The sequence below is a fragment of the Mycobacterium sp. E2479 genome, assembly GCF_001667925.1.
Taxonomy (GTDB): domain Bacteria; phylum Actinomycetota; class Actinomycetes; order Mycobacteriales; family Mycobacteriaceae; genus Mycobacterium.
On the sequence record NZ_LZJR01000096.1, the window covers coordinates 264,176 to 276,974 of the forward strand.

Sequence of the window (12,799 nt, forward strand, 5' to 3'; positions counted from 1 at the left end):
CGCCGCCAGACTGGCCCGGTGCCCGGTTCTCTCTGCGACGTGCTGCCCGCGGCGGCCGCCCTGCTCGAAATCGAAGGTGCCGTCGACAAGCTGGCGGTGGCGGACTGGGTTGGCGCCGACCGCATCGACCGCGTGCTGGTCGTGCTGGTGGATGGGCTGGGCTGGCACCTGCTTCCGCAGCTGGCCGGTAGCGCGCCGCTGCTGGAAGCCGTGCTGAGGGGCAGCACCGGGCGGCTGACGCGGCTGGACTGCACCTTCCCGTCGACCACGCCGACCAGCCTGGTGTCGCTGGGTACCGGCGCGCTGCCGGGCGAGCACGGCATCCTGGGCTTCACCGTCAGGGTGCCCGGCACCGACCGGGTGCTCAGCCACGTCCACTGGCGTGCCGACCCGTCCCCCGCCGTGTGGCAGCCGGTGCCGACGTGGTTCGAACGGCTCAAAAACGCCGGCGTCAGCGCGCGCGCCGTGCTACCCGCCCTGTTCATCGGCAGCGGGCTGACCGAGGCAGCGTACCGCGGAGCCCAATTCCACCCAGCCGGCCCCACCGACAACTACGCGCGGCTGCTGTCCGACGAGCTGCGCGCGGCGCCCGGGCTGATCTACGGCTACACCGCGGAGCTCGACACCGCCGCCCACGTCTTCGGTATCGGCTCCGAGCAGTGGCATGCCGCGGCGACCAATGTCGACACACTGCTGTCCCGCCTGCTCGACACGCTGCCCGCGAACACGGCGGTGCTGGTGACCGCCGATCACGGCGGCCTCAACGTCCCACCCGAGGCCCGCATCGACCTCGACACCGACCCCAGGCTGGCCGAGGGCATCCGGGTGGTGGCCGGCGAGCCGCGGGTGCGGTATCTGCACACCGAGGCGGGCGCCGCACGCGACGTGCAAGCCGCGTGGGGCGAGCTGCTGGACGGCCGCGCCACCGTATACAGCCGCGAGCAGGCGACGGCGACCGGCATGTTCGGGCGGGTCACCGCGCGACACAGCCAGCGCCTCGGCGACGTGGTCGTCGTCTGTTCGGGCGACACCGCGGTGCTGGCCAGCGCGCATGAGCCGCCGGAAGCCGCTCTCCTGGTCGGCTTTCACGGTGGTGGCACGGCGGCGGAGATGGCGATTCCGCTCATCGTTTTCCGGCCATAGCTGCGCAAACACACACCGGACTCGGATCGAGTTCACAGGTTGCTACGACCCTTCACCGAATTTTCCCGCGGTACATTCGGTGCACTGTGGTTTTCGGGGGTGTTGGCGAAACTCGGCGATGGCAGCGGGCCATCGCGGTTGCCGCAGCTCTCGGTATTCATCGCCCTGATCACGGGCTCGGCGCTGCGGCCCGGCTTCGCGGCGGCGGCGCCACCGGAGCCGGCGGCTTGGTCGGAGGCAACGAGCGGCCCGCACCCCGGACAGATGCCCGATCTCCCCGGCTCCCTCAGCCGGCCCGCCCTGACCGTTTCGCAGCCTTCGGCACCGGCGAACCAGACCAACAAGAAGCCCTTCCGCAGCGCGTGGACGACGAAAGAACGCCCCATGACGTGGAACCGCTTGTCAGCACAATCGGTGCTGCCGCCCGCGCCATGGTCGTTCACGCCGATAGGGTTTGCCACCGGCGGCGTCCCAGCCCGCGCGCCCGCGGCCATCGCGTCCGACCGAGATATCTTGACCGAGATCTGCGTCGCCCGCCGCTGATCGTGCGCCCGGGCTGCGCGTGTCCTGCCGATGCATGGTGGGTTTCCGCGACACGTAGCCGCCCCAAGGCTGGTAACCATCGTGTCAATCTTGTGAAAGAAGACCTTCATGTTGTCGGGCACCACTGACACCGTCGCAGGCAGCCGGAGGCTGTAATGGATTTCGCGACGCGACCTCCGGAGATCAACTCCGGGCGGATGTATGCCGGTCCCGGCACGGGATCGATGATGTGGGCCGCTGCCGCGTGGAAAACGTTGGCAGCGCGGCTCTTCACCGCGGCCGCCGACTACCGGGCGATGACCGCGCAGCTGGCGGCCAGCGGCGTGGGCTCGGCCCTGACGGAAGCCGCGACGCGGTATGTGGACTGGCTCGACACCGTCGCGGCCCGTAGTGAGCACGCGGCCACCCAGCTCGAGGCGGCAGCCTGCGCGCATCAGTCGGCCTTCACGGCCATGGTGGCGCCAGCGACGATCGCCGGCAACCGCACGCAACGGATGTTGTTGGTGTCGAGGAACTGTCTGGCCCAGAAGAGCGCGGCGATCGCGAACGTCGATGCCGAGTATGACGCGATGTGGGCGCAAAACGCCGCAGCCATGCACGCCTACGCCGAATCCGCCGCCGGTGCGGTCGCATTGGCTCCCTTCCCCGCTCCGGCTGGCGATTTTGATGTGACAAAACGCAATTGGACCCTCCAGTCTGCGCCGGACGTCATAACGGCCGGCTGCGAAGTGATGTCGGTGATACCAGAGGCCCTCAGACGCCTCGCGTCGTCGCTGACAACGTTGGAAGCGTCCCTATCGACGGTCACCCCGGCGCTGTCCAAGCTGAACTCGGTGACCGCGCCGTCGGACTACGCGATCGGCCACCTCAATTCGATGAACAAAAGGGCGGCCCTGCAATTACTGTTCCCCAAGCCGGCCGCCACCCACCGCGTGTGCGCGGGCCTGGGTCGCGCGGCGCCCGTCGGTGGGCTGTCGGTACCGCGCACCTGGGCGGCCGCCGCCCCCACGATGGACCGGCTGCGCGGGGACCGGCTCGGCGAGCCAACCCACCTGGTCGCGGTCAGCGAGCCGCCCGGCTCACATGCGGCCGACAAGTACGGCGGTTAAAGCGGGGTGACATAGGCCGCGCTGATGCCGCCGTCGACCATGAACGTAGCAGCGGTGATGAATGACGCGTCATCGCTCGCCAAAAATGCCACCGCCGAGGCGATTTCGCTGGGGTCGGCGAAGCGGCCGACCGGGACGTGCACCAGCCGGCGAGCCGCCCGCTGGGGGTCCTTGGCGAAAAGCTCCTGCAGCAGCGGGGTGTTGACCGGACCGGGGCACAACGCGTTCACGCGGATGCCCTGCCGGGCGAACTGCACACCCAACTCACGCGACATCGCGAGTACGCCGCCCTTTGAGGCGGTGTATGAGATCTGCGACGTCGCCGACCCCAGTACGGCCACGAACGACGCCGTGTTGATGATCGAGCCTTTCCGCGCGGAAACCATGTGCCGCAACGCCGCCCGGCAGCACAGATATACCGACTTCAGGTTGACGTCTTGGACGCGTTGCCACGCCGGCAGTTCGGTGTTCTCGATGAGGTCGTCGTCGGGTGGTGAGATGCCGGCGTTGTTGAACGCGATGTCGATGCGACCGTAAGTCCGCGCCGCGGTGTCGAACAGCGCGTTGACCGCGGCCTCGTCGGACACATCGGTGGGCACGAACAAGCCGGACAGCTCGTCGGCCGCGGCGACACCCGCCTCGCCGTCGATGTCGCCGACCACGATCGCGGCACCCTCGGCATGCATCCGCCGTGCCGCGGCCAGCCCGATACCGCCGCCGGCGCCGGTGATGACGGCCACGCGGCCCGCCAATCGTTGCGTGAGATCGACCGCCACCACCTACTCCTCTGCTATCGCGATGAACACGTTCTTGGTCTCGGTGAAGTGCAGCGGCGCGTCCGGGCCCAATTCGCGGCCCAGCCCCGACTGCTTGAACCCGCCGAACGGCGTGTTGTACCGAACGGACGAGTGCGAATTCACCGATAGGTTCCCGGATTCGATCGCCCGGGAGACGCGCAGCGCACGGGACAGATCATCGGTCCAGATCGATCCGGACAGTCCGTAGCTGGTGTCGTTGGCCAAGCTGACGGCGTCGTGTTCGTCGTCGAAGGCCAACACCGTGACCACCGGGCCGAATATCTCGTCGGTGACGCTCCGGTCGGTGCGCTGCGGCGTCAGAACGGTTGGCGGGAACCAGAATCCGCGGCCGGCCGGCGCGGTGCCACGGAACGCGATGGGGGCGTCGTCAGGCACATACGACGCCACCTTGTCGCGATGCGCGGCCGACACCAGCGGACCCATCTCGGTGTCGCGGGATGCCGGGTCACCGACGACGACGCTGGTGACGGCCCGCTCGAGCAGCTCCATGAACCGATCATAGACACTGCGCTGCACCAGGATTCGGCTGCGAGCGCAGCAGTCCTGCCCCGCATTGTCGAACACCCCGGCCGGTGCGGTCGCGGCAGCGCGCTCGAGGTCGCAGTCGGCGAAAACGATGTTCGCGCTCTTGCCACCCAATTCCAGGGTCACCCGCTTCACCTGAGCGGCCGCACCGGCCATCACCTTCTTGCCCACGTCGGTGGACCCGGTGAACACGATCTTGGGGACGTCGGGATGGGTGACGAACCGCTCCCCGACCACCGCGCCCCGCCCCGGCAGCACCTGCAGCAGATCCGCGTCGAGTCCGGCTTGCGCCGCCAGCTCACCGAGCCGGATCGTGGTCAGCGGCGTGGCCTCCGCGGGTTTGATCAGCACGGCGTTGCCCGCGGCCATAGCGGGTGCGAAACCCCACGATGCGATGGGCATCGGAAAGTTCCACGGGGTGATGACACCGACCACGCCCATCGGTTCGTTGAACGTAACGTCCAGGCCACCGGCCACGGGAATCTGCTTGCCGGACAGGCGTTCCGGACTTCCCGCGTAAAAGTTCAGCACGTCGCGGACGTGACCGGCTTCCCATTCGGCCGCCGCGATGGGATGCCCCGAGTTGGCGACTTCGAGTGCCGCCAGCTCGCGGAGGTGGGCGTCGACGGCGGCGGCGAAGGCCCGCAAGCCGGCGGCTCGCTCGGCGGGCGACAATCGCGCCCACCGCCGCTGCGCCGCCAGCGCCCGCCCGACCGCGTCGTCGACCGCGGCAGTGTCGGCCTGCTCGACCGAGCCCAACACCTCCTCTGTCGCCGGGTTGATCAGCTGCACTGCGCTCAACTCAGCTCACGCGTCCCGCATACGACCGGGCAGCGTCCACGATCGCGGCAAACAACCGCAGGTCTTCCAGCGACTGTTCCGGATGCCATTGCACCGCAAGGACGAAACGCTCGCCGGGCAGCTCCAGTGCCTCGACGACACCGTCGGCGTCCCGCGCGCTGACCATCAGGCCCTCCCCCACGCTGTCGACGGCCTGATGGTGATAGCTCGGCGCATCGACGGATTCTCCGATCAACGCGGCCAGCCGGGTGCCCGCCACGGTGCGCACCGGCAGCCTGGTGAACACCCCATTGCCCGCGCGATGCCCACTGTGCCCGAGCACGTCGGGCAGGTGCTGGTGCAGGGTGCCGCCGAGCGCGACATTGAGCACCTGTGCGCCGCGGCAGACGCCCAGCACCGGCAGGCCACGCCGCAGCGCACCCCGCAACAGCGCGAACTCCCACGCGTCGCGGTCGGTGCGGGGCGGGTCGGTGGTGGGGTGCGGTTGCTGGCCGTAGCTGGCGGGGTCCAGGTCATACCCTCCGGTGATCACCAGCGCATGCAGGCCGTCCAGTACCGATTCGATGATCTCGGCGACCACCGGCTGCGGCGGCAGCAACACCGCAATCCCGCCGGCCCGGATGACGCCTTCGAAGTAGTCGGCCGGCAGGAATCCGGCGCGAATATCCCAGATTCCGGTCTGCACCTGCTCCAGATACGTCGTCAGGCCGACCACCGGGCGCGGCGATCTAGAGGCGTTCAAACCCACGCATCCTCTCCCAATCGGTAACCACCGCGTTGAACGCCGCCAACTCCACTCGGGCGTTGTTGAGGTAGTGGGCGACAACGTCGTCGCCGAACACGTCTCGAGCCAGCGTCGAGTGCTCGAACACCGAGGCCGCCTCGGCGAGCGTGGCGGGCAGCCGCTCGACGCCCGGGGTTTGGTAGGCGTTTCCCGCGCAGGGATCCGGCAGCTCCAGACCCCGTTCGATACCGTACAGCCCGCCGGCGACGATCGCCGCCACTGCCAGATACGGGTTGACGTCGCCGCCCGGCACCCGGCACTCGAGCCTGGTGTTGGGCCCGTGACCGACCACCCGCAGCGCGCAGGTGCGATTGTCCAGTCCCCACGCCAGCGCGGTGGGCGCGAAGCTGCCCTCGGCGAATCGCTTGTAGGAGTTGATGTTCGGCGCGTAGAACAGGGTTAGGTCGCTCAAGGTGGCCAGCAGGCCGGCCAGAAACCCACAGAACGCCGATGACATGCCGTGCGGCCGGCTGGGACCGGCGAACACCGCGCCGCCCTGCGGATCGCGCAGCGATAGATGAATGTGACAGCTGTTCCCCTCTCGCTCATCGTATTTGGCCATGAACGTCAGGCTCTTGCCGTGCTGGTCGGCGATCTCCTTGGCACCGTTCTTATAGATGACGTGGTTGTCACAGGTGACCAAAGCGTCGGCGTACCGGAAACCGATTTCCTGCTGCCCCTTATTGCATTCGCCCTTGACGGCCTCGAATTGCAGACCGGCGCCGATCATTCCCTGGCGGATGGCGCGCAAGAGCGGCTCCATGCGCGACGAGGCCGAGATCGCGTAGTCGATGTTGTAGTCGCTGGCCGGGGTCAACCCCCGGTATCCGTTGGCCCATGCTTGCCGGTAGGGCTCGTCGAACACGATGAATTCGAGCTCGGTGGCGACGTCGGCGGCCAGGCCGCGTTCGGCCAGCCGGCCAAGCTGGCGTCGCAAAATCGCCCGCGGCGACACGGTCACGGGGCTGCCGTCGGGCCAGCCCACGTCGGCGATCACCAACGCCGTCCCTGGCAGCCATGGGATGCGCCGCAGGGTGGACAGGTCGGGCGTCATCACCGTATCGCCGTAACCGGTGTCCCAACTCGAGATCGCATAACCGCCGACGGTGTTCATGTCGACGTCGACGGCGAGCAGGTAGCCGCAACACTCGGCGCCGTGTGCGGCCACGTCGTCGACGAACCGCCGCGCGTCGATCCGCTTCCCGACCAGCCGGCCTTGCATGTCGGCGAACGCCACGATGACCGTGTCCACCTCGCCGGTGCCGGCCAGTCGTTCGAGCGCGGTCAATGACAACATCGCGGCATTCGGTTCGGTCACAGCACTTTCTTCACTGGCCATGACCGTCAGTCAACCAGGCGCTACCAGGTACTGGCGCGCAAAATGATCTCAGCGGCCAGTTGCGCCGTCGACTCCTGCACGCTGCGCCGACCCAGCTGCACCACGCGGTATTCGGCGTAGACGTAGCGCTGGCTGGCCTGTGCCACGGCCCGCGCGGCCGGCGAGCTGACCAACACCGTCGTGCCGACCTCGACGGGCGGGCAATGTCCGTCGGTGAAGGCGCCTTCGTAAGCGGTGGCCTGGGGATGGCCGCGATCGATCACCACCAGTCCGACGAAACGGCCCAGCCGGGTTGCCGTCAGTTCCCACGCCAGTTCTCCTCCGGCGCGGTCCCCCATCACCACGGCCCACCCGATGCCCAGCGCGTCGAGGATGCCGATCACCGACTTGGGAGTCAGGCGGTGATCGAAGCCGATCACGACCGTCCGAAGCGACGCGGTGTGCAAGCGTTCGCAAACGGCGTCGTAGGCCGCCGGGATACGGTCCTCGTCGCCCAATATGACGACGACGACGCCGGTCTCCGGGCCGGCTATAACCACCGGCACGGGGAAACCGTCCAAGGTGGTCATCATCGAGGACACCCCAGCACGCTACAGCCAAACGGCATACGAACGCGATGATTCTGGGCATTTTGATGCGCGGACCCAGCTTTTTGACCGCGCCGTAAACCGCGGCATTTGCGCCGCCTTGATGGCGAATGACCTACGGCCGCAACCCACTTACGAGATGCGGCCGTCGTGGCGGCGGACCGTCAAGCAAGCTGAGAATACCGTCGATGTCGAGATGGGACTCCAGCAGATCGGCGGCGAGGTCGAGCTGGGCGTCGCGGCGCGCGGCGACGTTGACATCGGCGACCTCGAAGCCGGCGCGGCCGGCGGCGTCGGCGACCCGATCGAGCCACACGCGCCGGAAATCATCGTTGTCGAGCAAGCCGTGCCAATGGGTCCCAAAGACCGCGCCGCGCACCACCCCCTGCGGGTGCGGATCCGCTTCGGATGCGAACCAACTCTGTTCCCCGCAGCGGGCGACCCGCCCGTGATGGATCTCGTAGCCGGTGAGCGGTTGCTGCCAGCGACGCAAGGTCTTGTCGGGATCGAAGGTGATGTCGACGTCCAGCAGCCCAAGCCCGGGTACGCCCACGATCCCGGATTCCACCGGATCGTCTAAACGGTCGCACAGCATCTGAAATCCACCACAGATTCCCAGCACTGGCTTGCCGGCACGAGCATGCGTGGTGATCGCGTCGGCCAGCCCGTGATCGCGCAGCCAAGACAGGTCGGTGACGGTGGCTTTGCTGCCGGGGATGACGATCAGGTCGGTGTCGGTGAGGTCGGCGGGGTCGGTGACCCAGCGAACCAGCACCCCCGGTTCGCAGGCCAGCGCCTCGACGTCAGTGGAGTTGGAAATCCGGGGCAGCCGAATGGCGGCCACCCGCAGCCACTGATCACCGCGCGGGGGCGTCGGCGTGCCGATCACGCGGTGCGCGACTGCCGACAGCGAGTCCTCGGCGTCCAGCCACAACTCGTCGGCGTACGGCAGCACCCCGTAGGTGGGGCGGCCCGTCATGTCGTGCAGCTGGCGCAACCCGGGTTCGAGCAGCGCGGGGTCACCGCGAAACTTGTTGACGATGAAGCCGGCGATCAGTGCCTGGTCGTCGCGCTCGAGCACCGCGACCGTCCCGAACAGGTGCGCCAGCAGGCCGCCCCGGTCGATGTCCCCGACCAGGAGCACCGGTAAATTCGCGGCGCGGGCCAGCCCCATGTTGGCCAAATCGGTGGCGCGCAGATTTATCTCGGCCGGCGAACCGGCGCCCTCGCAGATCACCGCGTCAAATTCCGCGCGCAGACAACTCACTTCCTCAAATACGATGGATGCCAGCCGGTCACGTTGCTGCACATAGCTTTCCGCGCTGACCGAGTCGGCGGCCCGACCCTTGATCACCAACTGCGAGGTGCGGTCACTGCCCGGCTTGAGCAGGATCGGGTTGAATCGCACACTGGGTTCCAGGCCCGCCGCGCGCGCCTGGATCGCCTGGGCGCGCCCGATTTCACCGCCTTCAACCGTCACCACCGAGTTGTTGGACATGTTCTGTGCCTTGAACGGGGCGACGCGGACCCCGCGGCGGGCCAACAACCTGCACAGGCCCGCCACCACCACCGATTTCCCGGCGTCGGAGCTGGTGCCCGCGACCAGCAACGCTCCGGTCATCCGGCAAACGTCATGGCAAGGTGAGGATTTCGGCGCCGGTGTCGGTGACCAGCAGCGTGTGTTCGAACTGCGCGGTCCACTTGCGGTCCCTGGTGACCACCGTCCAGCCGTCGTCCCAGATCTCGTAGTCCAGACCGCCGAGGTTGATCATCGGTTCGATGGTGAACGTCATCCCCGGTTGGATGATGGTGGACACCGACGGCTGGTCGTAGTGCAGGACGACCAAGCCATTGTGGAATGTGGTACCGATGCCATGCCCGGTGAAGTCACGAACAACGTTGTAGCCAAACCGGTTTGCATACGACTCGATCACGCGGCCGACGACCGAGAGCGCACGACCGGGCTTGACGGCGTTGATGGCGCGCATCGTCGCCTCGCGGGTGCGCTCCACCAGCAGCCGGTGTTCCTCGGAGACGTCGCCGGCCAAAAAGGTCGCGTTGGTGTCGCCGTGCACCCCGTCGATGTAGGCCGTGACATCGATGTTCACGATGTCGCCGTCTTCGATCACGGTCGAGTCGGGGATCCCGTGGCAGATGACCTCGTTGAGCGACGTGCAGCACGACTTCGGGTAGCCCTTGTAACCCAGCGTCGACGGGTAAGCGTCGTGGTCGACCATGTACTCGTGGGCGATGCGGTCCAGCTCGTCGGTGGTCACCCCGGGCGCGACGGCTTTGCCCGCCTCCACCAGCGCGCCGGCCGCGATCCGGCCGGCGACGCGCATCTTCTCGATCACCTCGGGGGTCTGCACCCACGGCTCGCTGCCCTCTTGGGCCGTGGACTTGCCGACGTATTCCGGGCGCGGGATGCGGCTGGGCACCGGCAGAGTCGGGGACAACTCTCCGGGAGCGAGTGCGGTGCGAGCGGGCATGGCGCCAGCTTAATCGCAGGCCGCGCGACCCGACCGTGCGTCGAGTGCGCATCGACGGCGTTCAGTGTGTCGTCACGGCGGGAATTCTCGGGTTTCCCCGCCCTCAACGCACACTCGACGAGGGCGGGCCGGCGATTAGAGCCGCTGGCGGCGCAGCAGCGAGCGGCGCGGTCCCCGGATGATCACCGAGCCGCACACCACCCGCCCGGTCAGCACCACGTGCGGCCGGCCCTCACCGGGCGGGTCTTTGCGCCGGTCGCTGGCGCTGCCGACGTACACCTCGACGTCATCGATGGACGCGCTCGCCCCGTCCGGCAATCGAACCTCCACCGAGCCGAATCTCATGTCGAGTTCGATGACCACCACCGGCCCCGCGAACCGGGCCTTGGTGAGGTCGAGTGCCACCGAGCCCAGCCGGCGGACCAGGGCCAGTCGGGTGGGCACCGTCCATTCACCGTGGCGCTTCAGCGAACCGGCCCAGCCGCGCAGTTCCACCCGGTCGGCCGCGGAGGTGACGATGGCGCCCGGTCCGGGCAGATCACCGACCAAGCCGTCCAGTTCGCCGCGTGTGCGCGCGTAAGACACCTGCGACGAGCGCTGCTCGAACTCGTCGATATCGATCAGCCCCAGCGCGACCGCGTTGTGCAGTCGCCGCATCGTGCCGTTGCGGTCGGCGTCGGAGACGCGCAACGCCACCATGTCGCCACCGGTATCGGTCATGTTCGCAATTTACCGCTGAAGCGGCACGGGGACCGCTAGGCCAAGAAGTTCGGCGGCAGCGCTTCGAACATGAACTTGGTCATCCGAACCGCCCACTCGGAGCTGCCGCCCCCCACGATCAGCGAGGCGAAGGCCAGATCGCCGCGGTAGCCGGCGAACCAGGAATGCGATCCGCCCGGGAACTCGGCCTCACCGGTTTTTCCATAGATCTCGCCGCAGCCGGCGATCTCCTTGGCGGTGCCGTTGGTCACCACCAGACGCATCATCGGGCGGAGCGCATCGATCATCTTCGGGCTGATAGGCGTGGTGTCGCCCTGAACCGCCGTCTGGCGGCCCACGATCAGCTGCGGGACGGGCGTCTTGCCGGCGGCGACCGTCGCCGCCACCAGGGCCATACCGAACGGGCTGGCCAGGACCTTGCCCTGGCCGAAACCGTCCTCCGTGCGTTCGGCCAGGTCCACCGTCGGTGGCACCGACCCGGTCACCGTCGTGATGCCGTCGACCTGATAGTCCAGTCCAATGCCGTAGCGGGTGGCCGCCTGCGACAGGCCGCGCGGCGGCATCTTGCTGCTGAGCTCGGCGAAGGTGGTGTTGCACGAACTCGCGAACGCGCGCGACATCGGCACCACACCGAGATCGAAACCGCCGTAGTTGGGGATGGTGCGGTGCCCGATGTCGAGGCGGCCCGGGCAGCCCAGCATGGTGTTGGGGGTGGCCATGTCGCGGTCGACGGCCGCGCCCGCGGTGATCATCTTGAACGTCGACCCCGGCGGAAACAGGCCGTTGGCGGCGGGCAAACCGTCCGCGTCAGCGCCGCCATTCTGTGCGATCGCGAGGATCTCTCCGGTCGACGGCTTGATCACGACGATCATCGCCTTGCCGCCCTTGTTGTCGACGGCGCGCTGGGCGGCGTTCTGTACCACCCGGTCCAGGGTGATCGACACCGACGGCGCCGGCGACCCTTGGACCTCGTGCAGCACCTCGACCTCGACACCGTTCTGATTGACGCTCACCACCCGCCAGCCCGCCTCGCCGTCGAGTTGGTCGACCACCGCCTTCTTCACCGCGGCGATGACCGCCGGCGCGAAATGGGGGTCGGTGGGCAGCATTTCGGGCTGGGGAGTGACCACAACGCCGGGCAGGTGCCCGAGTAGGGGGAACACCTTGTCGTTGTCGTCGGGCTGCAGCGTCACTTCCAGGTCCACCGGGTGGGGCGTCGAGCTGGCTTGCTCGGCGAGCAGCTGCGGATCGTTGAGGGTCCCGTTGAAAGGGTGCAGCACGTCGACGATCGCGTGTGCAGTGCCGGAAAGGGCCGGTCCGGCCTGGGCGGCGTCCAGCGTGTAGTGGTACAGGTAGCCCGGCACCAGCACGTCGCTGCCACCGAGCTCATTCACCGACGCGCGGTGCGGCCGGTCGGCGCGCAACGCGAACGTCTGGTGCTCGCCCAGCTTTTCGTGCAGCGCGGCGCTGGTCCACCGGACCGCCCAGTGCCCCTCGTCGCGCGCCATCTTCAGCTGGCCGTCGTAGGTCCAGGTCCGGTTCTTGGGCAGGTGCCACGTGAAGCGGTAGCCGACGGTGCCGCTGTCCTCGGCGTACTTGGCGTTGAGGACCTGAGCGTCGAGATGGGAAGCCTGCAGGCCGGACCAGGCCGCGTTGAGCGCCTCGCGGGCGTCGTTGGGGCTGTCGCTGAGCTGCGCGGCGGTCGCGGTGTCGCCGATGGCCAGGGCGCGGAAGAATTTCTCCGCCGCCGGGCCCGGGCCGTCGGGCCGGGGAGTGCAACCGGACAGAACGATCACTGCGACCAGCAGCAAACCTGATACGGATGAGGCTATTGTTGTTCTAGTTGCCATCGGTGCAAATGTTAAGAACTGCGGCCAGAACAGCACCGCCGACACACCGAGACCGGACCGTTATGCGTGAATCGAGAGCGTGCTACTTGGC

Annotated in this window: 12 protein-coding genes; 3 read left to right on the forward strand and 9 right to left on the reverse strand. The window is 68.0% G+C overall.

The window, feature by feature from the left end:
* The first annotated feature begins 18 nt into the window (after positions 1 to 18).
* The 3 genes from A5686_RS16190 (at position 19) to A5686_RS16200 (ending at position 2,795) form a co-directional block, all read left to right on the forward strand.
* The gene (locus A5686_RS16190) at positions 19 to 1,143 is read left to right on the forward strand and encodes an alkaline phosphatase family protein (RefSeq protein ID WP_067936106.1); all 1,125 of its coding nucleotides are present in this window, start codon (positions 19 to 21) and stop codon (positions 1,141 to 1,143) included.
* Positions 1,144 to 1,242: 99 nt separating this feature from the next.
* On the forward strand, positions 1,243 to 1,686 hold the full coding sequence (locus A5686_RS16195; RefSeq protein ID WP_231986385.1) for a hypothetical protein: 444 nt from the start codon (positions 1,243 to 1,245) through the stop codon (positions 1,684 to 1,686).
* Positions 1,687 to 1,841: 155 nt separating this feature from the next.
* Positions 1,842 to 2,795, forward strand: a complete 954-nt coding sequence (locus A5686_RS16200; RefSeq protein ID WP_156750097.1) for a PPE family protein — start codon at positions 1,842 to 1,844, stop codon at positions 2,793 to 2,795.
* On the opposite strand, the gene A5686_RS16205 is transcribed toward A5686_RS16200, so the two are convergent.
* The 9 genes from A5686_RS16205 to A5686_RS16245 all read right to left on the reverse strand — a co-directional run bounded on the left by A5686_RS16205 (position 2,792) and on the right by A5686_RS16245 (position 12,708).
* Positions 2,792 to 3,571 carry a 3-oxoacyl-ACP reductase gene (locus A5686_RS16205; protein WP_067936256.1) on the reverse strand — a complete coding sequence of 260 codons (780 nt, stop codon included), beginning with the start codon at positions 3,569 to 3,571 and terminating at the stop codon, positions 2,792 to 2,794. The two genes, A5686_RS16200 and A5686_RS16205, sit on opposite strands and share 4 nt — an antisense overlap.
* 3 nt (positions 3,572 to 3,574) lie before the next feature.
* Complete coding sequence (locus A5686_RS16210) at positions 3,575 to 4,939, reverse strand: aldehyde dehydrogenase (RefSeq protein WP_067936108.1); 1,365 nt, start codon at positions 4,937 to 4,939, stop codon at positions 3,575 to 3,577.
* Position 4,940: 1 nt separating this feature from the next.
* Positions 4,941 to 5,702: a gamma-glutamyl-gamma-aminobutyrate hydrolase family protein gene (locus tag A5686_RS16215; protein WP_231986390.1), complete on the reverse strand. Its 762-nt coding sequence runs from the start codon at positions 5,700 to 5,702 to the stop codon at positions 4,941 to 4,943.
* Positions 5,668 to 7,062 (reverse strand): glutamine synthetase family protein, encoded by a 1,395-nt coding sequence (locus tag A5686_RS16220; protein ID WP_067936110.1) that lies wholly within the window; start codon positions 7,060 to 7,062, stop codon positions 5,668 to 5,670. The genes A5686_RS16215 and A5686_RS16220 overlap by 35 nt, the downstream gene beginning before the upstream one ends.
* A gap of 20 nt (positions 7,063 to 7,082) precedes the next feature.
* Positions 7,083 to 7,634, reverse strand: coding sequence for an alpha/beta hydrolase (locus A5686_RS16225; protein ID WP_067936111.1), 552 nt, complete (start codon positions 7,632 to 7,634; stop codon positions 7,083 to 7,085).
* A gap of 130 nt (positions 7,635 to 7,764) precedes the next feature.
* Positions 7,765 to 9,270: a cobyric acid synthase gene (locus A5686_RS16230; protein WP_067936114.1), complete on the reverse strand. Its 1,506-nt coding sequence runs from the start codon at positions 9,268 to 9,270 to the stop codon at positions 7,765 to 7,767.
* A gap of 10 nt (positions 9,271 to 9,280) precedes the next feature.
* The gene (gene map / locus A5686_RS16235; RefSeq protein WP_067936117.1) at positions 9,281 to 10,138 is read right to left on the reverse strand and encodes a type I methionyl aminopeptidase; all 858 of its coding nucleotides are present in this window, start codon (positions 10,136 to 10,138) and stop codon (positions 9,281 to 9,283) included.
* A gap of 135 nt (positions 10,139 to 10,273) precedes the next feature.
* Positions 10,274 to 10,858, reverse strand: coding sequence for a DUF1707 domain-containing protein (locus tag A5686_RS16240; protein WP_067936120.1), 585 nt, complete (start codon positions 10,856 to 10,858; stop codon positions 10,274 to 10,276).
* A gap of 35 nt (positions 10,859 to 10,893) precedes the next feature.
* Complete coding sequence (locus tag A5686_RS16245; protein WP_067936259.1) at positions 10,894 to 12,708, reverse strand: penicillin-binding transpeptidase domain-containing protein; 1,815 nt, start codon at positions 12,706 to 12,708, stop codon at positions 10,894 to 10,896.
* Between the last annotated feature and the right edge of the window lie 91 nt (positions 12,709 to 12,799).